This window comes from Sphingomonas sp., assembly GCF_025353885.1.
Lineage (GTDB): Bacteria > Pseudomonadota > Alphaproteobacteria > Sphingomonadales > Sphingomonadaceae > Sphingomonas_O.
The window spans coordinates 1-19,609 of sequence record NZ_JANXNX010000045.1 but is presented as its reverse complement, the minus strand read 5'-3'; the positions used below and the strand labels follow the sequence as shown (position 1 = coordinate 19,609).

The window sequence follows — 19,609 nt, the reverse complement described above, 5'->3', positions numbered from 1 at the left end:
CATATGCTTCCGAAACATCGGTCGCAGTGTCTCTGTCATCGGAAAAGTCGCGCATCCTGTCCATTCGGTGGTCCCAAGGTCGGTCAATCGAACCCTCAATGCCCCGAGGATGGTTACGAAGCCGTTAAGACCTGGCGCGCGCCAAAGACTTGCCCCGCCTCGGCCGCACTGATATGCGCCACCCGCACCCTGTGCCGCCTTAGCTCAGTTGGTAGAGCATCGCATTCGTAATGCGGGGGTCGTAGGTTCGAATCCTATAGGCGGCACCAGTAACACACTTCAAACGATGCCAAAAAACCTCGTAAGCCCGAAGAAAAGCCGGTAAAATTGCGCATTGGTCGTCCTGTTTTGTTTCTTTTTAGTTCATAAAATCCCATTCATTTGGGACTACGAAACGGACCACCAGCCGATTTTTGAGGTGCGTGGTCCCATGCTGACAACTTTGTCGATTCGGGCGCTCAAACCGCAGACGAAGCCCTATAAGGTCTCGGACAGCAAAGGCCTATTTCTGTTGGTCCAGCCGTCGGGCGCAAAACTCTGGCGTTTCAGCTTTAGGCACCGGGGCATAGAGCGAAGCTTTCTCTGGGCTGCTTTCCAGAGATGTCGCTTCAGAAAGCACGAGCGTAGCGTGACGAAGCGCTAGGCCAGCTTGCTGAAGGTCTTGACCCCGTGATCGAAAAACGCCGGGTGAAACTGGCGGCTGCGCTCACGGCTGCAACGACCTTTTGCCTGGTTGCTGACGAATATATTGAGAAATGGAACGTGAGCGTAAAGCAGATGCGACGCTCAAGAAAGCGCGCGGGCTGCGCGATCTCTTTAATGAGGACATCGGGCATCGACCCGTCGCAGAAATCACGCCGCAAGAGTTGCTCGGCGTGCTGAAACGTGCCGAACGCCGAGGACACCATGAAACCGCGCAACGCCTCCGGGAATTTGCCGGTCGTATATTCCGATATTCGATCGATCGCGTAGGCGGCGGTGCTGATCCAACCAGAACCGTATCGCCCATACCTGTTGCTGTTTAAGCGCGCGCTTCGCACCCAGAAGATGTCCCTCATTCCAAGGACGCCGTTCTGCAAATGCAGGATCGAGCGGCGAGTGCCCCATTGCTCCTCTCCATCAGCCAGACGTAAACGTGAGCCCGCACATGGCGAGCTAACGGGTCGGCGCAAACGGGTCGTAGCTGCCAAAACTCCATGCGTTACCTTCTGGATCGCGAGCACCGTACCCGCGGCCGCCGTACTCCTGATCCTTCGGTTCCATATAGATTTGCGCACCGGCCGCGCGAGCAGTGGCGGCGTGTGCGTCGACGTCGTCGATAACAATGTAGGCAGACTGCGTGTTGCCGCCCGCCTCGGCAACGGACACCATCGGCGCTGCTGTGCTGAACTCCGATGACACAGCTGTGCTCAGCATGATCATCTGATCATCGCGAATCAGCTGGGCATGATGGATAAGCTTGGGATCGTTTGGCTCGGCGTAAACGGCGTGGCGAACGAAACCGAAGGCTTCGCAAAGAAAGTCGATCGCTGCGGGAGCGTCCGCGTAGCGAAGGCAAGGGATGATGGCGGGACGGACGGGCATTGCGGATCTCCTCTTGATCGGCCCCGTCTATAGCCGAGGCAGCCAGCCCGGGGCTTGTAAATTTGGGCGCTCAGTCCCGCACGCCGCCTTGGGCGGGAAGCAGTAGTGCTCGCAATGCACCGGGCGTCATCCCAGTCAGGCGACACACATCATGGCTGAGATGCGCTTGGTCCGAATATCCGGCGTCGCAGGCAAGTGCGGCGAGCGACACATCAGGATCGCGCTGTATCGCGCTGGAAAAGCGTTCGAAGCGAGCAATGCGGCCGAATTGCCTCGGGAGAATGCCCGCACGGTCCGCGAACCAAGAGGCCAGACGTTTGCGGCTCCAGCCAAGCCCTTCCGCAGTGGCGGACACGCTTTTGCTGCGCAGTCGGTGCATAACGTGCGCCATCGTGGCATCGGGTTCGGGTGCAGCGCTCAGTCGCTGTGTGAGAAAGGCGTCGAGCCTATCGAGCCGAGCATCCGTTGAGCTGCACGCAAGTATGCGTTCGCCAAGCTCCTCCGCCTCATGACCGAGCGCCTCGTCGAGCGTCACCGTGGGAAGGATTTAGCGCTTACAACGGACGCCATTACTGACTCAATATACCGGGCCGCTATGCTGCCCCGGTATTTGCAGTGAAAGCCAGAGCAGTCGTTATGAGTCTTTGGATTTCGTCCCGAACAATGATGTGAGTGGCGCTGCCGGGTTAGTGAGTGGTGACTACCTGCCCCTGAAGTAGCCTTGTTATGTCATAGTGAGTTGGAAACTCGCCTTGTTCAGCGGGCTTCTCGGTTTCAGTAACTTCGTCGATTTTGCTTGGCGCTGTTCTCGCTATGCTCAAGGGTGCCTCATCAGCGGCGGTAAAATGTCGTCGTAACGAGCCAGCATGCGAGATACCTGTCAATCTATCGATACCAGCTCCTCTCGACCCTGCGCGTTTCGTAAAGGGTCAGCACGCCGAGCGCCGTTTTCTCAATCAAGTTCTGATCAGGCCTGACATTGGCCGATCCTTGGTTGCCCGCGCGAACAGGCTTCGCCCGACACGCTCGGGATCTAGCGCCAGGGTTTCTGCGGCGGCGCCTGCGATCAGCGTGTCGAGCGCGCTGGTCGGGCGAAGGTCACGCGTCTGGTAGAGATTTGATGGTGCCAGACCCGGCCATTCCGCTATCACTCGACCGCCTTTGACAGCACCACCGACAAGCATTGCCACCGATGCAGTGCCGTGGTCGGTGCCCCCCGTGCCGTTAATCGCGACAGTGCGTCCAAACTCTGTTGCAACCAGCACCGTCGTGTTTTGCCACGCTGATCCAAGACCGTCTCGCATCGCAGCGAGCATCGCGTCGAGGTTCTTCAGCTGGTTGGCAAGTCGGCCCTTTTGCGCGTTATGAGTGTCCCATCCCAATGTCTCGAGCATCGCGATACGAGGGCCGTTGGGCTTGGTGAGGAAGCTGGCGGTTAGACGACCGAGACTCGCCGGGTCCTGCGCCGCACCAGAGCCTTCTGCGAGACCCTTGGTTTCCAGCGCGGCTGCCCAGACCGGGTGGAGCTGTGGATCGGCGTCATACAATGCCGTGACGCGCGTCATCAGATCGTCGGCTGCATGAGGCAGAGCCGACGGCGCGAAGGAAGCGACCTGCACCGATCCGCGCAAGGCGGCGGGCACGGTTGTGGCGATCGCTATTGCCTCATCGCTCAACCTGGGCAGCATTGCCACCAGACGATTGAGCCAGCCATCGCGCACTGCATAAGGTTGTACGCCGCCGGTCTCGAGCACGTTCTGCCCGTCGAAATGCGACCGGTCGCGGTACGGGGAGGCGACGGCGTGTACGAACAGTGCCTGTCCCTGACCGTACATCTTGCCAACCTCGACCAAAGAGGGGTGCAGTGTGAACATGGCATCGAGTTTCGTGCCTGCCGGAGCGTCGCCAATCAGCCCGCTACGAAGTCCAGCAAAAGCAGGATCACCTGTCGGGCGCAGGATGTCGAGGCCATCGGCAGCGCCCCTTTGGATAATGAAAACGAAGCGCCGCTCGGTTGCCACGGTGGCCAGCGCAAGGTTGGGGGCGACAAATAGCGCACCGGCCCCGAACGCGGCGGCTGCAAGTAGTTGGCGTCTCGAGAATATGGGGAGGGCGTTCATCGATTCATCTCCTCAGGAAATCAGGCGATACGAGCATCAGCGCGATTGCCCCCGCCGGGCTCTCGGATCGCGCAATCTGGTCGGCGGTGACGGCACTCAACGAAGCGGGCAGGATTTTCGGCGCGAGCGTGCGCGCATCGACACGATCGCCGAGCGGGGCAGCCAATCGCTGGGCGATCTCTACCCGGCGCAGCAGGGCGTCGGACCCGGCCCAGCTCGCAGCAATGTCGTCCCAGCCTGCCGGAGACCCGGGCTTCCAGACCTTTTGGCCAAGCTGTGTTTGCAATGTCGCGATCTGCATTTCAGCCACTCGGGTATGACCGATCCCGCGCAGCGCCGAGATCGTCCATTCCCATGGCGACTTGAACTTGGTCGGCGTCGAAATCCATGCCTCGGGCGAATTGATCAATGTGTGATAGAGGGTGGGCAGGTCGCCACTGCTGCTCGTGAAGCTTGCGGCGAGCCGCGCGATCATGGCAGGCGGTGGCGCGTCGCCCGCGAAGTGGCGCGCAAGCTTGGTGGCAATGTGCGTAGCCGTTGCCGGTGAATGTGCAAAGTCGACCAATGCAGCGCGAGCCTGCGCCTCGCCATTCTGGTCGTAGCGCTTGCCGAGAATGATGCGGGTTCCCGGCTCGTGCTGGGCAGGACGAAATACAAAACGATCTGGATTTCCCGTTCCCCCCCTGTCGCCGCCAAGACCGTCGACCGTCCACCCTGTCAACGCGCGCGCAAATTCGGTCACGTCGGCCTGCGCGTAGCCCGACCGCACGCCCAAAGTGTGCAATTCCATGATCTCGCGCCCCAGATTCTCGTTTAGGCCGCGTTTGCGATCGGGATTGCGCGCGGCAGCGATGCTGTCTGGGCCAATTGACTGGTACTGGTTGAGATAGATCAGCATTGCTGGGTGCTGTTCGGCGGCCAGTGCCATGTCGAAGAATGTGCCAAGCACATGAGGCCGAATCGCGTCCCGTTCGAAGGCCCCGGCGAACGCACTGACCATGGCATTATCTGCCGAGACACAGAAATGATTCGACCAGAAGTGCACCATGCGTTCGACGAAAGGGGCATCGGTGGCGAGGGCGCTATCTGCTCGGGCCTGAACGCCCGCGCGATAAAGCACCTGAATGTTCTGCCGGAAATCCTGACGATTAGCTTTTAAGTCGGCTTTGGTATCCGTGGCGCCGCCCACGGCCATCCGACGGTTGGCCTTTTGCTCCTCGCGGTAGTTTTTCACCGCTTCTCCGGCGTCGTCGAGCGAGGCAAAGAGAGCAGGCCGCTCATCGAACTTCGAAAACTGCTCGATGATCCATCGTTTTGGATCGCCAGTGACCGCGTCGGTAGGTCGGCCACCCAAACCGAAACGATTAAGGGCAATTGCGGCAGGTGATTGAAACGATGTCTGGACGGACAATGATCGTACCTCCGCGGTGGCCCATTATCTCTTCAACGTACGTTCCCGCGCTTTCCGTCGCAGCTTTATTCAACCGCTTGCGGAATCCTGACTGCACGCCGCTGCATTGCATCTGCGACCGTCGCCCTGTCCTCAGGCGCGAGCGTCGCTGCATAAGCTACTGCACGCGCCTCTACTGCCGCTCGCACTGCCATGTCAGCGACACGCGCACGATCCAGCGCCGCCATGACCGCAGGCTGGTCAACGCGTGGCTGACGCAACAACGCGGCAGCCTCAGACTTTGCTGTCCGTGCCTGCACCACGGTTGGACGCATCGAGCGGCGGGCTTCGCGGAGGGCAGCACGAAATGGCCTTCGGACGGACTTCGGCAATTCGGAGCCTGCGATCCGCAGCGACCCTGCGTTGATCATCCGGCTCCCCGTCTTCAATGAGACAATGCCGGCCACGAGCGCGCCAGCGAGAAACAGGTTCAGGACGATCGAAACCACCAGGGCAATGTGCAGCTTTCTCATAAATTAAGTCCCTTGCGGCCCCACGTCCCCGAACGACGTTCCGCCATCGGATGACGCGTCGATTGGCGCGACGATCGCGACCGTCGCCGCACCGGCAACCGCGCCGGTCAACGCAGCGGCGATACCGATGCCCGACCACCACAAGCGCGCGCGCCGGGCAAAGCCTGAGCGGGGCACCGGGGTATCCGCCATCACACGCTTACGCATGGAATCGGTGACCACCGGCGCGTGCCAGGTGTCGAGCACGTCGTCGAGTGATAGTGCCTGCGCAAGAATTTCTTTTGCAGGCGGATCCGACGCCATCGTTGTGCCGGCTTCGCGATGCGGGCCGGGCCAACGTGCCACTACGCCTCCATAGGCGTTGGCAAGCTCCTGGAAGCGCTCGATGGACAGTCGGTCACTCATATTTCATCCTCTCGCGTTGCAAGTTGCGCGCGCAACGTACGTCGGCCGCGGGCCAACAGCGATTCCAGAGCATCCACGCTGATTTCCAGTGCTTTCGCCGCCTCGCCACCTGAAAGTTCCTGATAGTGCACAAGCAAGATAGCCTCGCGCTGACGTTCTGGAAGGGCCGCAACTGCCTTGGATACGGCTCGTCCACGCTCCTGCTCGAGCAGGCCGGCCTCCGCGTCGGGTGTCGGGTCTGGAAGGTCCGGCATGGCATCTCCGGTGACTTCGCGCCGCCGCCTCAGACGATCGCGACACAGGTTGAGGACGACAGTATGCAGCCAGGTATCGAAGCGTGCCCGACCCGGCTGCCATGCTGCCGCATGTCGCCAGACCCGGACAAACGTTTCCTGCGCGACATCCTCGGCTTCGGCGGTATCCCGCAGCATTCGTGTCGCCAGCCCCAGGATGCGGGGAAGCTTCGCTGTCACCAGCATCCTTGTGGCTGCAGTCTCGCCCCGACCGACGCGCTCGATCAGTATCGAGTCGGGATCCTGATCGTCCAACCGCGTTCGTACCTATGCCCATCCCGATGATTTCCGCATCAGGAATCCGATCCGCTGTCCGCAGCGCCCGATTTCCTGGCGTGGGCCGCTGCACGTTCATTGGCGCTGGCCACGCCGTCGCCATTGGTGTCCAACCGCTTGAAGCGACGGGCCAGCATGGCATCGATCTCTGACTTGTCGAGCATGCCGTCACCATTTTGATCGAGTTTTGCAAATCGCTTCGCGGGATCTCCTTTGCCGATCTTTGCAGCAGCGATAAACTCGGCCCTGCTGACTTTCGCGTCGCCGTCGGTATCACCCGCCAGCAACTTCTGTTCATGTCGCTGGACAAACTGTTGCAACGTGACGCTCGTGGACGCCGGGGTGGCTGGCTTGGCACAGGCCGCAGCGGGTGCCAGCATCAGCATAATGATCGTCGTGCGTTTTAGAAACATGTTGGTGGTCCTCATCATGTCTTCGCCCAGGCTTTGCGAGCGAAGGGCGCCGATTTTGACGCCCCCCGTGAAATCAGAATCAACGATAGCGCCATCCACCGCGCCAACGATAGCGGTGCCCCCAATAACGACCGCCGTCCCAATATCCGCGGCCAGGATAAAACACACCGACCCGAACCCCAGGTACAATGACTGCGCTACCACGATTTGGACGACAGTAACCTGCAGGGCCGCGATGACCGCCGTCACCACACCCTTGCCGCGCCTCAGCTGGCGCAATTGAAATCATGGCCGCACCGGCGGCAAGCGCGGCAAATACTAACCTCTTCATGATATTCTCCTCACAGATGCGCTGGCAGCCCTTAGCTACCGACTAATCCTTGAACGCAGCTCGACGGCAGTTCCGTCGCGAAACAGAAAAATCAATTTCCAAGAGTGAAATATCGATCTCCGCTGTCCGTGATGCAAAACATGCATAAGTAGACTGGCAACTCTAAGAAGATATCTTACAACCCCAGAATGACGGAATTGGGCGCATATCTGCTGTCGCTCAATTAGCGGCAGCGCATCAGGCTTGTATTGCGGCGATGATTGGTCCGCCTCCTCCAGCCTGCAACAGCACGGCGGTTCGCAGTCCGGTTGGCGCGCGAGGGAGTGTGAAACTGCCGGCTTTCCCGGTCGATATGCCGATAGCCTTCAGGTCTTTAACGATGTTGCGGTGGGGAATGGTCCTACCTCCGTTCTCACCCGCGTGGATGGCGACCTCGATCGTGCGTGGATCATAGTACACGAGCCATAACGTGGCTCGTGTCCTGGTCTTCGTCGCGCCAATCGTGACGCTGCTGCCCGATATTGCCATCACAGGGCCATCATCAACGCGTCGGGCGTGGGCGATTGCTGTTTCGACTTCGGCAAAACGACTGCCCAGGACCGCGATGCGCCCGCCGACGATCATCTGTGGCGTGGCGACATTGCTGCGCCCGGCGGCGCGCGCATAGTCCCACTGGCGGTCAGTATAAGCGGGTTTGGCGAAGGTGTCTTTCCAGCCAAGCCGATCCCAATAGGTCACTGCAAAGTTCAGCGCGATCACGTCGGTGCGGGCGGCAAGGGTGTTCAGAACCGCGTCCGCAGGCGGGCAGGACGAGCATCCCTGGCTCTGGAAAAGCTCCACAACGACCGGTTTTTGCGGTCGGGAGGCCGCCAGCGAAGCCGATGAGGCCAGCAGGACGCAGAGAGTAACTGAAGAGATCAGACGCATGGGATTCCCTTTGTACCGGTATGACTGACCAGCCCGTCGACAAACCACTGGCCCAGCATCGTTCCCGCTAGCATAAGTCCTTCGGTTTCGCCGCGCTTATCGATGAGCATCTCACACAATGCTGCGAAGTCGGCACCAGCAATTATCATCGCAATCGCTTCATGCTCGACCGCTCCAATCGTCCGGAAGCAGGGCTTAAACTCCTGTCGCCAGATCATCGTCGTCATAAGTTGTGGCAAGATTTCGGCAGCGGGTGGTTTCTGGGTGGCGGCAAGGGCTGACCAGATCGCACCGGCATTGGTTATGGCAGGAACAGTTCGCAGGCTCGGTAAAAATGCCAGCGTCGCATCCTCCCAGTCGATCGGGGCAATCGAATAAACGGCCATCGCGGCGGCATTTTCGCTTTCGAAAGCTCGAGACAACATCCATTCTAATCGTGCGAGTTCGGCGACTTCGGGATAGCGGCTTGCCAGCGTGTTGTCGAAGCCATCGCCATCCCTCAAGATAAACCGAGACGTACTTCGAGCGGTTTATGAGCTTGTCAGCAGCCCCGCCAGCCGGGAGCCCGACACACATTCCAGCGTCAAGCAAAGTTTCACCCGATCCAGATATCAGGGTGATCTGGCCATCGAGGACATAACTACAGCGGTACGGTTGGACGCACTTCGGGCGCATTGGGATACGACTCCCTCACGGCGCGACGCAGATGCTCGCGGAACCGCATCGCAGGTCCCGACAAACTTCGATTAGAAGCAGTGACGATCCCAATCGTGCGGAGGATTTCACAATCCTCAATCTCGACCAATCCGATAGTTGGCCGGAATTCGGCAGGAATTAGGGTGGAAGGATGAATGCACACCCCCAATCCTGCTGCGGCCATTGCGAGTAAGGTCATGACATTAGTGACACCGCGAGCTGGTGCCGAGAGCGTAAGTTGCAAATTGCGTGCCGCGGCGGCCTCCTCAATCGCGCGACGCAGCGCGACATGGCCGTCGGGACTGAGTACCGAATATGCGAGTACCTCGGCGAAGGTTGCCGAACCCCTTTTCAGCAATGGATGGCCAAGCGGGGTCACCGCGACGCAGCGGTCAGCAAGGAGCGGCTCGAAGGCGAGCGCCGGATCGGCGCGTTCGAGAACCATCACCGCCATATCACATTCGCTGTCGATTACCTCGGCGATGGCCACATCGGGAATACGGTCCCTGAGCCTAACGCTGATGTCTGGGTAAGCCTCGGCAAAGCTACCCAGGATCGGGGCGAGTGCGACGGATGCGATCATCATCGTCGCCGCGACCTCGACCTGCCGCCGGCGCATACCCGTCTCAGCGTTAAATTCCTGAAGCAGGTCGCGAAGCGCGCGGAGAGTAATCGACGCGCGCTCGTGTAGGCGCCGGCCGTGAAACGTCAGCTCGACTTTGCGCGTCGTGCGTTCGAGAAGGCGGACGTTTAGCTTTTCCTCAAGACGCTTGACGCGGTTGCTGATCGACGGTTGTGATAGGGCAAGCCGATCAGCAGCGCGGCTGAAGCTGCCCTGGTCAGCGACCGCGAGGAACGTCTGGAGGTCCTCCAGCGAAATGTCGAACCGTTCCTTGTCCACCTTTTGCCTCCGAATGCAGATGAGCTTTATAGCGCAACACTATTAAAAGATAGCGGAACGCCAATTGCCGGCTGGCAGGCGACCCCGCAGAGCTGATGATTAGGATTAATGGCTTTTCGGCGGCTTGAGAGCGAGACGGGCCGTACGTTGGAGAGGTGCTATGTAAGTTGACATAGGCGCGACCCGCGCCGGCGATGCGGACATCGCGCACCCTTACCCGCTGCGCGGCAGGCGTGGACAATGGTCGGCTTGCTAATGGCTGCGAATGTGTTTTCATTCGTCGATCGCCAAATCATCAGCCTGTTAGTCGATCCGATCCGAGAAGATTTGGGCATCTCCGATGTGCAGGTCAGCTGCTAATCGGGCCCGCGTTTGTCGTCTTCTTCTGCATTATGGCGCTTCCGTTCGGCCGCATGGTCAATACCCGCAATCGCGTCCGCCTCGCGGCTGTAGGCGTCGGGTTGTGGAGCCTTGCGACATTCCTCAGCGGTTTCGTCGATACCTTCACGCACCTGTTCATTGCACATCGGCGTCGCTGCGCCGAAGCCGGGTTCGGGCTGGGCATAGCGGTCATTATCGGCGGACTCGTCGGCATTATCGGCGGCACGACGCTTGCCGATCGTTTGGCGGGGCGCGGCATGCGTGATGGCAAATTCGGGTAGCGGCTGCGGGATGCGCGATCGGGGCCGTGCTTGCGGTTCTGCTCGCTTTTGCGCCCGGGGCTGGAGCTTATATGGCGCTGGTTGGGCTGATGACCGTATGCAACTCGGCTGGCATTGCGCTCGGCCCCGCCGCGCTCCAAGAGATTGCGCCCGGCGAGATGCGGGGACAAGCGCTGGCGGCTTATCAGCTCGTCGCAACCGTCGTCAGCGCCGGGTTAGGACCGCCGATGGTCGCGCTGCTTGCCAAGGCCACTGCGCTGCCCATCGGGACGCCTTATCAATTGTCGTCGCGAGCGCGTTGGCGCTGGGAGCGCTCGGGTTTCTCGCGGGCCGTCGACGCTTTGGCCGCGAGGTTGAGAGCCGCTTCGCCAGTGTGCCTGCCTAGAGCGGTCGTCCATAGCCTCCACCAATAAGAGTATAGCTGATCGCGATTTGCCGCGCCGGCATAACAGCGATCAATAAATTGTCATAATCGAGAGGACGCTCCACATGGCTATCGCTGCCACAGACAATGCAATCAACCGCCCAATCATCCCGAGCGCGCCCGAGCCCAGCACCGAAGCGCAGCGGCTGGCGGACTTCGCGCTTCATCTCCAGCTCGCTGACGTGCCAGCCCCGGTGGTCGCCAAGGCGAAGGCGCATATGCTCGATGCATTCGGGCTGGCGTTGGCGGCGACCGGTTTCGATTTCGCACGCGAAATTCTGGCCGGTGCGAAAGCACTCGGCGGCAGCGGCGACGCGACCGCGCTCGGGAGCGGCGAGCGCCTGCCGCCCGCAAATGCCGCGCTGGTCAATGGCGCGCTCTTTCACGGGCTCGACTTCGACGACACTCATATCACGGCCATCTATCACGCCACCACGCCGGCGCTCGCGGCAGGCCTAGCCGCGGCGGAGGCGACCGGGGCTAGTGGCAAAGATCTGCTCGCTGCTTTCGTGGTCGGGCTGGAAATGGGCTGCCGCATCGCCAATGCGGCTGAGGGTGGGTTTCACGACCGCGGCTTTCACCCAACCGCACTCGCGGGCACGTTCGCAGCGGCGTTTACCGCTGGGCGGCTGCTTGGGCTTAGCCGAGATCAACTTGTCTCCGCACTCAGCTTCGCCGGCAGCCAGGCGGCGGGCATTCTCGAGCTCGGTGGTTCCTTGAAACGGCTGCATACAGGCTGGTCGGCCCATGCCGGCTATTCTGCCGCAGTGCTGGCGCAGAACGGCTTTACGGGGGCGACCACGGTCTTCGAAGGCAACCACGGCTTCTACAAAACGCATCTCGGCCGAACGCCGGATCCCGCCATGATGCCGTCGTTCGGTCTGGGCGAGCATTGGTTGATCGAAGGAATCGCGCTCAAGCCGTATCCCTGCTGCCATTTCATTCATGCCTTCGTTGATGCGGCACTGCATTTGCGTGAAGTCGTGGACGTCGACCAGATCGCGCGGATCGATCTGCCGCTCCACAAGCGACTGCATCCTCTCGTCGGCGAGCCGCTGGCACGCAAGCAGCGGCCGCAGTCGCCCTACGAAGCAATGTTTAGCACGCCATATGTGGTGGCGCTGGCGCTCGCAACCGGCGAAGTCGATCTGGCCGCCTTCCACGACCGTGGTGTCAGTGACCCTCGCGTGCTCGCGCTGGCCGCGCTCGCACAAGTCGAGGACGACCCTGCAAGCGACTTCCCCGCGCATTTTCCCGGCGAGGTGCGCCTGACGATGAAAAACGGCGACGTTGTTCATCAACGAGAGATGACGAGCTCGGGTACGCCAGACCGGCCCCTCTCGCCCGAAACGATCGAGGCAAAGTTCCTGACCAACGCCACCCGGGCGATCACCAACAGTCGGGCAAGCGCACTCCTTGATCTACTTCGCAACGTCGATAACATTGGTAATGTCGGCGAGTTAACCACCGCGGCACGACTTATTGATAGCACAGACGTATAAAACGATAGCGGCTCGCCAATTGTTGCAGGGCCGAGAAGCGATAAACCCCTCTCAATAATCTAAAAGATTTAGGGAGGATAATGGCCATGCGGACGTCCAAGGCACTTGCTAGTTTCAGTCTAATTGCACTTGCCACGGCGCTGGCTGTTGGCCCTGCTACGGCTCAGGTCGCTCCCCTTCCTCTGCCCGCTCCCGCGTTGGAACCCGACCCCGCTACCGTAGAAGCGGAGCAAGTTGCCGACATCATCGTGACAGGATCGCTTATCCGCGGCTCCTCGGAAACTGGTACATCGCCGGTCGAAGTCATCTCCGGCGAGGACCTTGCACGACAGGGTTCGCCTTCGCCCGTCGAACTATTGAAGACGCTGTCGGTCTCGAGCGGAGTACTGGGTGACTCCAACTCTTTCGACACCCGCTCGCAAGGCTCGGAAGGCATTTCCACCGTGAACCTGCGCGGGCTCGGCCCGTCGCGCACGCTTGTGCTGCTCAACAGCAAGCGGCTGGTGAACGCGGGGATTAATGTCCCCGCGGTCGACATCAATCTGTTGCCGCTCGCCGCGATCGGCCGGGTCGAGGTCCTTAAGGACGGTGCCGCCGCCACCTATGGATCGGATGCCATTGCGGGCGTCGTGAATTTCATCACTCGGACCGACCAGAAGGGCTTCCTGGTCACCGGCGACTACAAGCAAATCAAGGGTTCCGACGGCGACTATGGCGGTTCGGTCAGCTTTGGTCACCAGGCCGACGGCCTCCGGTTCCTCGTGGCAGCCGGATATCAACACCGGTCCGAGCTGCGGGCGATCGATCGCGATTTTGCGCTACAGCCTTACGCCAACAATCCGGAAGCGGCTTTCACTGCAGGTGGCAGCCCAGGTTCCTTTGTTCCCGTAACGGCAGGCGGGACGCCGCTCGCCGGGTTGACGGTCGATCGCTCCTGCAACGCGCTCGGCGGTACACTTGCCGCTACGGGAACGCTCGCGGCGCCGGTCGCGAACGGGGCCTGTTTTACGCAGGGTACCCCGTTTAATGCGCTTACGGATACGGAAAACCGCTACCAGATCTATGCAGAAGTCGGCATCGACCTGACCGATCGCTTCAAGTTCGAGGCCTCGGCGCTCTACGCGATGTCGGATGTTCCTCACGCGCGAACTTCGCCATCATACTTGCTAACGCAGGCGCCCAGCAGGTCGGTCCTGCCGGCGACAAATCCCACTGTCGGGGTCGCCGGATATTTCGTGCCCGCCAGCAATCCCGGCTATCAGGCTTATCTCCAGCAAAATCCTGGAACCGTACCGGCAGCCGCGGCTGGCGTCGTGTTCCCACTGCTCCGCTTCCGTCCGTTCTTTTCGGGAGGCAATCCTCTGTTTCCCGACGGTTTCGGCGCGAGCGACGGCAAGCGGCAGTCGGAGTCGATTCGCTTCACCGCCGCGATCAAGGGCGACCTCACCGACAACATTAATCTCGACACCAGCTTCACCTACCACGACTATATCCGCGACGTCCGCGGCGTGGACGAGTTCGGCGATCGGGTTCAACTCGCTCTTCGCGGATTGGGCGGGTTCGGCTGCAATGTTGCGGCGAATACGCCAGGGCAGAACGGCTGCGTTTATTTGAACCCGTTCGGCAACGCCTCGCCCGGGAATCCGGGGCTTGGCACCACCAACCCGACCTATATCCCCGGCGTCGCCAATAGCACCGAGCTGGCTCAGTATCTATCGGGGCAATATTCCAACAAGATCGAGACGCAGCTGTACGTCGGCGACGTTACGATCAGCGGCAAGACCGGGATCGAGTTGCCGGGCGGCCCGCTCGCCTTCGCGGTCGGCGGCCAGTACCGCAAGACCAAGTTCAGCACCGAATTCGGTAACGATAGCAACCTGGCAGCGACGCCATGCCGCGACACGCCGGTGAATGGCAATCTGACTTGCTCGCCTGTTGTCGGCGCGCTCGGTTTCCTGGGCTCGGGTCGTAACGCAAGATCTTCCGGCAACGTCAAGGCCGCATTCGCAGAACTTCGTGCCCCCCTTTTTGAAGGACTCGATCTGCAATTGGCGGCTCGCTATGAAGACTATGGCAGTGGCGTCGGCTCGACCTTCGATCCGAAGGTCAGCGCGCGCTATCGGGCGCTCCCCTGGCTAGCGTTCCGCGGCTCCTATTCGACCACGTTTCGGGGACCGCCCGACCAGCTTCTGAGCACTACGCCCGACACCACGCTTCAACTCGTCGGAAGATCGTTTGTGCCGATCGACACGTTCGGCAATCCGGGTCTTAAACCTGAGACGGCCACCAATTATTCCGGTGGCGTGGTGATCGAGACAGGCGGGTTTAATTTCAACGTCGATTATTTTAAATTCAAGCTGCGCGACCTGATCGTTGCGGAACCTGCCGCAAACATGGCGACCGCGCTGTTTGCCAATCCCGCGAACTGCGCAAACCCAGCGTTCGCAGCTCTTCGTAATCGCTTTCAGTTTACCAATGGCGGCGGAGTGCCAGGCGCGGGAACCTGCACCTTGGCAAACGTGTCGCGCGTCAACACGCGGCAGGTCAATGCCGCTGCAGTGAGCACGTCCGGCATCGACGCTCAGCTCACTTATCGCAATCGCGACGTGTTCGGCGGAACGCTCGGAATCGGCGGATCGGTCAGCTACGTCTTAGACTATAAGGTCAGCGATCTGTCGGTCGAGGGCGTCTTGGTTCAAGCCGGGTTCGACGCCGCGGGTAAGCTGAACAGCGGCACGATTGCCTACCCGTTGCCTCAGTGGAAGGGGCAAGCGTTCGTCGATTATGGCCGGGGCGTGTTCAGCGCGCGCGCGACGCTTAATTACATCGGTAGTTACCGCGACCAGCGAACTACGCTGTTCGTTCCGCGCGTCGATCTTGTGGGACTGTCACCGGATTCGCAGCAACTGAACGGCCAGAAGATCGGCACTTTCACGACCGGCGACATCTCGCTTCGTGCGCAGCTCGCGACTGGCACTACGATTAACCTGACGGTGCTGAACGTGACCGACGAGGATCCTCCGTTCGCGCGGCTCAACTACAACTATGATCCGTTCACTGCGAGTGCGCTCAAGCGGCAGTTCAAGATCGGTGTGACGCAGAGCTTCTGACGCGCCTCCCAAGCCAAGCACAGGATCATCATAATGACTAAGCCCGATCGCCAAATGTCGTTAATTGCTTTCATGCAGGCGCAGAATTGTTCGAACTACGCCGGGTCGTGGCGGCACCTCGCATCAACACCCGATTTCATGGCGCCTGAATACTACCAGCGGATCGCGCGGACGCTGGAGGACGGTAAGTTCGACATGGCGTTCTTCGACGACCGGTTGGCGATGCCCGATATCTATGGCGCGAGCCATCGCGCGACGGTGGAGAACGGCGTCCGGGCGGTGAAGCTCGACCCAACGCCGGTGCTGATGGCGATGGCGTGCGCGACGACGCATTTGGGGCTCGGGGCAACGTATTCGACGACCTATTACGAGCCCTATCATGTCGCCCGCCTGTTCGCGACGTTGGATCTGATGACCAAGGGGCGGGTAGCCTGGAACATCGTGACGTCGCTCAACGATTCAGAGGCCGAGAATTTCGGGCGTACCGAGCATCTCGAGCATGATCTCCGCTACGACCGCGCCGATGAGTTCATGGAGGCGGTGATGGGTTTGTGGGATAGCTGGGAAGACGACGCGCTCGTCATCGACAAGCAGTCAGGCCGCTTCGCTGATCCCGACAAGGTCCACCGGCTCGACTACAAAGGTCAGTATTTTCAGACGCGCGGACCGTTGACCGTGCCGCGCTCGGGACAGGGACACCCGGTTCTGCTCCAAGCGGGATCAAGCGGACGCGGACAGCGCTTTGCGGGACGTTGGGCGGAACTGGTGTTCGCAGGCTATCCCAATCGTGAACTTGGCCGAAAGCAATATGAGAGCCTGCGTGGGGCGGCCGAGGCCGCTGGGCGCAACCCCGATGACGTGAAGATCGCGCCCGCGGTCAACGTCGTCGTCGCCGAATCCTCTGACGCCGCGCAGGAGAAGCGCGCCTATCTGGAGAGCCTGTCCAAGCCGATCGACGGGCTGACGCTGCTGTGCGAAGTGATGAACGTCGATTTTGGCGCGCGCGATTATGACGCGCCCTTTTCTGACGAGGAGCTAGCGGCAGTGTCTTGGCATAGCTACCGAGACCGCGTCATCGCAAAAAGTGGCAAGAAAAACCCGTCGGTGCGCGACTTCGTCGAGGTGTCCGGACGCGGCACGCTGAAGGAAGCGCCGATGTTCTGCGGTGACCCCATGCAGGTCGCCGATCAGATGGAGGAATGGTTCTCCGACGCCTGCGACGGGTTCGTCATCATGGCCCCCGAAACGCCAGGTAGCTACGAGGATTTTGTCCGGCTAGTGGTGCCTGAGCTGCAGCGGCGCGGGCTGCACCGCAAGGAGTATGACGGCGCGACGCTGCGCGATACCTTGGGCTTGAAGCGACCGCGTGCAGGCGAGAGACCCTCGCCGGCCGATGCGCGGGTGCTGTCGAATGGCTGAGGAACTCAAGATCCTGACTCCGGTTGGGATGCTCGGCTACGGCTATCCGGCGGCCGATTTCTGGCGCGGGATCGACGCCGGAGCCGACGCGATCGTAATCGATTCCGGATCGACCGACAACGGGCCGCAGGAACTAGGCCTCGGCAAGCGCACCAATAGCAATTCGGCCTATCGGCGCGACCTCGAGCCGATGCTGGAGGCGTGCGCGACGCGGAAAATACCGGTGCTGATCGGATCGGCAGGGGGCACGGGCACCAACGCGCAGGTCGACTACATGGTTGACCTCATCCGCACGATCGCGGCGGACAAGGGTTACAAGCTCAAGATCGCCAAGATCTACGCCGACATTCCAAAGGAAGTCGTGCGCGAGCGGCTGGCGGCTGGGCGGATCGCGCCGTGCGGCCCTGTGCCGCCCCTAGACGAGGCGGCGGTCGCGGCCTCGGTGGCGATCGTCGCTCAGATGGGGGTGGAGCCGTTCCTCGAAGCGCTGAGCGAAGAGGTCGACGTGATCGTCGCCGGTCGGGCGTATGATCCCGCGCCCTACGCCGCGCTCTGCCTCCAGCGCGGGATCGATCCCGGCATCGCTTGGCACATGGGCAAGATCATGGAATGCGGTGCGGTCTGCGCCGAACCCAAGGGTCGCGTGATTCTGGCGACGATTCGCGCCGACAGCTTCGATCTCGAGCCGATGAGCCCCAAGGAGCGCTGCACGCCGCTCTCCGTCGCCGCGCACACCCTGTACGAGAAGTCGCGCGCCGACCTGCTGGCCGGACCAGGCGGGGTGCTGGACCTGAACGCGGCGACCTACACGCCGCTCGACGAGCGGACGGTGCGCGTGGAGCGCAGCGTGTTCCGTCCCACCCCCTACACGGTCAAGCTGGAGGGCGCGTCGATCGTCGGGCACCGGACCGTGTTCATTGGCGGCATCCGCGATCCGATTCTGATCGAAGGCATCGATGGCTTTCTCGCCGCCGTCACCCGCCATGTGTCCGCCACTCACCCCGTGCTCGCTGACGGGTCGGCGCAGCTAATCTTCCATGTCTACGGCAAGAACGGCGTAATGGGCGCACTGGAGCCGATCAAGGACGCGCAACCACATGAGCTATGCATCCTCACCGAGGTGATCGGCCAGACCCAGGACATCGCCAATGCCATCTGCAACACCGCGCGAGTAGCATGCCTTCACGCGCCCTATCCCGGTCAGATGGCGACCGGCGGCAACATGGCGTTCCCGCTGACCCCGATGGAGAACGAGATCGGCCCGGTCTGCGCGTTCAGCATCTACCACCTCATGGAAGTGGACACACCGACCGAGCTGTTCCCCGTCCACCGGCTGGAGAGCTGAACCATGCGCAACGTGCCCACGATCCGCGACCTCGCCAAGCTCGTCCGCAGCAAGAACGCCGGCCCGTTCGAGCTCACCTTCGACGTGATGTTCGACGATGCCGAGCGCTACCGCATGGTGAAGGAGAGCGGTGCTGTAACGCGCGAGACGCTTGCCCGCGCCTACGCCATCGATCCCGGCTCCATCACCAATTTCCAGTTTTTCGACCCCGCGCTCGCGTTCAAACTGACGATCCGCCGACCCCGCCCGCAGGGCAGCATCGGCGAGACCGATACCTTTGGCGCGCAGCAGCACGCGCCGCTGCTGGCGCTCGAGGTTGCGGTACCCGAATGATCCTACAGGGCCCGCCGCTGTTATCCAAAACCGCGGTCGCTGGGGCGTCTGCTCGATGACGCGGTGCAACGGTTCCGCGAACGTTCAGCGATCGACTTTCCATCCCGATAGCGCCGCGACCACTATTTCTTCTTCGACTTAACCTTTTTCGCCTTTTTCTGGCTGTGGCCTAGCGCGGACAGGGCGATTTCCTTGATCTGTTCGATGGTCGGCATGATGCGGTCTTCGAGGATGTCGGCGGCGAGTTGTGCAATCGACGAATGCGTTTCTTTGGGCTTTTTTGTCTTCGCGGCGGCTAACTTGGCCGTTGGCTTGACTGCTGCGGCTTTGGCTGCGGGAACCTTTGCCGCGGATTTCCCGGTAGCTGGCTTGACGGGCTTTTTCGCGACCGGCTTCTTCACGACGGGCTCAGGGGCGGCCTCTTCCGTGGGTGACTTGGTTGGGCGCTTCACGGCCGCTTTTGCGGGTTTGGTCGCTGCCTTGGCAGGCTTGATCGGTGCTTTGGCCATCAGATTTCCCTATCGATAAAAATTCGGTCGCGTGACCATGTATCGCCATTGTCACGAACGCAGTGCAACTATTATGCCTCGTTGTGGCGAAACTGGCAATTCTGGCGGCCCTGCGCTTGCTCGGCCTGATCATAGCAAGCCAGGGGCTGTCATGGGTTGACAGCAAGGGCTTGCCGGGGTGGAACGGAAATGCCTGCTTTCTGTTGTAATGGACGCCATGACCGATTCCAAAAAGCCAAAGCCTGCCGCGTCGAAGTCCGAAAACGGCAGATCTGAAAAGTCCAACAACACGCGTTGGGTGGCGGCGGGTGCTGCCATGGGAATCGGCTCTGCGGCGCTGGTGGCAGCCCTGCTTTATACCAATCGCGAAAAGCGCGATGGCGAGCCGGTCGTGAAGCACGAGGGTCCGCAACCAGAATCCGATTGATAACTTTTG

The 19,609-nt window shown here is 61.0% G+C and carries 22 protein-coding genes, 1 tRNA gene and 1 pseudogene; 11 read left to right on the top strand and 13 right to left on the bottom strand.

Annotation, left to right across the window (positions count from 1 at the left end; genetic code table 11):
• Positions 1-193: 193 nt before the first annotated feature.
• From Q0R02_RS04905 to Q0R02_RS04900, 3 genes are all read left to right on the top strand, one after another.
• Positions 194-269, top strand: a tRNA-Thr gene (locus tag Q0R02_RS04905).
• Positions 270-430: 161 nt separating this feature from the next.
• The gene (locus Q0R02_RS13780) at positions 431-643 is read left to right on the top strand and encodes an Arm DNA-binding domain-containing protein (protein ID WP_367271431.1); all 213 of its coding nucleotides are present in this window, start codon (positions 431-433) and stop codon (positions 641-643) included.
• Between the two features lie 112 nt (positions 644-755).
• Positions 756-1,025 (top strand): hypothetical protein, encoded by a 270-nt coding sequence (locus tag Q0R02_RS04900; RefSeq protein WP_293881311.1) that lies wholly within the window; start codon positions 756-758, stop codon positions 1,023-1,025.
• On the opposite strand, the pseudogene Q0R02_RS04895 reads toward Q0R02_RS04900, so the two are convergent.
• The 12 genes and pseudogenes from Q0R02_RS04895 to Q0R02_RS04840 all read right to left on the bottom strand — a co-directional run.
• Positions 958-1,107: pseudogene (locus tag Q0R02_RS04895) on the bottom strand (integrase); the annotation flags it as partial. The gene Q0R02_RS04900 and the pseudogene Q0R02_RS04895 sit on opposite strands and share 68 nt — an antisense overlap.
• A 48-nt stretch (positions 1,108-1,155) precedes the next feature.
• Positions 1,156-1,584: a VOC family protein gene (locus tag Q0R02_RS04890; protein WP_293881309.1), complete on the bottom strand. Its 429-nt coding sequence runs from the start codon at positions 1,582-1,584 to the stop codon at positions 1,156-1,158.
• Between the two features lie 70 nt (positions 1,585-1,654).
• The gene (locus Q0R02_RS04885) at positions 1,655-2,119 is read right to left on the bottom strand and encodes a helix-turn-helix domain-containing protein (protein WP_293881307.1); all 465 of its coding nucleotides are present in this window, start codon (positions 2,117-2,119) and stop codon (positions 1,655-1,657) included.
• A gap of 421 nt (positions 2,120-2,540) precedes the next feature.
• Positions 2,541-3,704: a DUF1501 domain-containing protein gene (locus tag Q0R02_RS04880; protein WP_293881305.1), complete on the bottom strand. Its 1,164-nt coding sequence runs from the start codon at positions 3,702-3,704 to the stop codon at positions 2,541-2,543.
• A 4-nt stretch (positions 3,705-3,708) separates the two neighbouring features.
• Positions 3,709-5,115: a DUF1800 domain-containing protein gene (locus tag Q0R02_RS04875; protein ID WP_293881303.1), complete on the bottom strand. Its 1,407-nt coding sequence runs from the start codon at positions 5,113-5,115 to the stop codon at positions 3,709-3,711.
• Between the two features lie 65 nt (positions 5,116-5,180).
• On the bottom strand, positions 5,181-5,627 hold the full coding sequence (locus tag Q0R02_RS04870; RefSeq protein ID WP_293881301.1) for a periplasmic heavy metal sensor: 447 nt from the start codon (positions 5,625-5,627) through the stop codon (positions 5,181-5,183).
• 3 nt (positions 5,628-5,630) lie between these two features.
• Positions 5,631-6,032 (bottom strand): hypothetical protein, encoded by a 402-nt coding sequence (locus Q0R02_RS04865; RefSeq protein WP_293881300.1) that lies wholly within the window; start codon positions 6,030-6,032, stop codon positions 5,631-5,633.
• Positions 6,029-6,580, bottom strand: coding sequence for an RNA polymerase sigma factor (locus tag Q0R02_RS04860; protein ID WP_293881299.1), 552 nt, complete (start codon positions 6,578-6,580; stop codon positions 6,029-6,031). Before Q0R02_RS04860 ends, Q0R02_RS04865 begins: the two co-directional genes overlap by 4 nt.
• Positions 6,581-6,618: 38 nt before the next feature.
• On the bottom strand, positions 6,619-7,293 hold the full coding sequence (locus Q0R02_RS04855; RefSeq protein ID WP_293881298.1) for a hypothetical protein: 675 nt from the start codon (positions 7,291-7,293) through the stop codon (positions 6,619-6,621).
• A 289-nt stretch (positions 7,294-7,582) separates the two neighbouring features.
• Positions 7,583-8,272, bottom strand: coding sequence for a thioredoxin family protein (locus Q0R02_RS04850; RefSeq protein ID WP_293881297.1), 690 nt, complete (start codon positions 8,270-8,272; stop codon positions 7,583-7,585).
• On the bottom strand, positions 8,263-8,775 hold the full coding sequence (locus Q0R02_RS04845) for a hypothetical protein (protein ID WP_293881296.1): 513 nt from the start codon (positions 8,773-8,775) through the stop codon (positions 8,263-8,265). The genes Q0R02_RS04850 and Q0R02_RS04845 overlap by 10 nt, the downstream gene beginning before the upstream one ends.
• Before the next feature lie 137 nt (positions 8,776-8,912).
• Positions 8,913-9,869 (bottom strand): LysR family transcriptional regulator, encoded by a 957-nt coding sequence (locus tag Q0R02_RS04840; protein ID WP_293881295.1) that lies wholly within the window; start codon positions 9,867-9,869, stop codon positions 8,913-8,915.
• Positions 9,870-10,282: 413 nt separating this feature from the next.
• On the opposite strand from Q0R02_RS04840, the gene Q0R02_RS04835 reads away from it, so the two are divergent.
• The 7 genes from Q0R02_RS04835 (at position 10,283) to Q0R02_RS04805 (ending at position 18,664) form a co-directional block, all read left to right on the top strand.
• Positions 10,283-10,531: a hypothetical protein gene (locus Q0R02_RS04835; RefSeq protein ID WP_293881293.1), complete on the top strand. Its 249-nt coding sequence runs from the start codon at positions 10,283-10,285 to the stop codon at positions 10,529-10,531.
• 71 nt (positions 10,532-10,602) lie between these two features.
• On the top strand, positions 10,603-10,944 hold the full coding sequence (locus tag Q0R02_RS04830) for a hypothetical protein (protein WP_293881292.1): 342 nt from the start codon (positions 10,603-10,605) through the stop codon (positions 10,942-10,944).
• Between the two features lie 76 nt (positions 10,945-11,020).
• Entirely contained in the window at positions 11,021-12,457 is a 1,437-nt protein-coding gene (locus Q0R02_RS04825; RefSeq protein ID WP_293881291.1) for an MmgE/PrpD family protein, read from the top strand.
• An 86-nt stretch (positions 12,458-12,543) separates the two neighbouring features.
• Positions 12,544-15,567 (top strand): TonB-dependent receptor, encoded by a 3,024-nt coding sequence (locus tag Q0R02_RS04820; RefSeq protein WP_293881290.1) that lies wholly within the window; start codon positions 12,544-12,546, stop codon positions 15,565-15,567.
• Between the two features lie 33 nt (positions 15,568-15,600).
• Positions 15,601-16,986, top strand: coding sequence for an LLM class flavin-dependent oxidoreductase (locus Q0R02_RS04815; RefSeq protein ID WP_293881289.1), 1,386 nt, complete (start codon positions 15,601-15,603; stop codon positions 16,984-16,986).
• Positions 16,979-18,331, top strand: coding sequence for an acyclic terpene utilization AtuA family protein (locus Q0R02_RS04810; RefSeq protein ID WP_293881288.1), 1,353 nt, complete (start codon positions 16,979-16,981; stop codon positions 18,329-18,331). Before Q0R02_RS04815 ends, Q0R02_RS04810 begins: the two co-directional genes overlap by 8 nt.
• A 3-nt stretch (positions 18,332-18,334) precedes the next feature.
• Positions 18,335-18,664, top strand: a complete 330-nt coding sequence (locus Q0R02_RS04805; RefSeq protein ID WP_293881287.1) for a DUF4387 domain-containing protein — start codon at positions 18,335-18,337, stop codon at positions 18,662-18,664.
• Positions 18,665-18,786: 122 nt separating this feature from the next.
• Here the strand turns inward: Q0R02_RS04805 and Q0R02_RS04800 are convergent, their stop codons facing one another.
• The gene (locus Q0R02_RS04800) at positions 18,787-19,173 is read right to left on the bottom strand and encodes a hypothetical protein (protein ID WP_293881286.1); all 387 of its coding nucleotides are present in this window, start codon (positions 19,171-19,173) and stop codon (positions 18,787-18,789) included.
• A gap of 217 nt (positions 19,174-19,390) precedes the next feature.
• Between Q0R02_RS04800 and Q0R02_RS04795 the strand changes: the two genes are divergently transcribed.
• A complete protein-coding gene (locus tag Q0R02_RS04795; RefSeq protein WP_293881284.1) occupies positions 19,391-19,600 on the top strand; it encodes a hypothetical protein in 210 nt (69 codons plus the stop codon).
• The last annotated feature ends 9 nt before the right edge of the window (positions 19,601-19,609 follow it).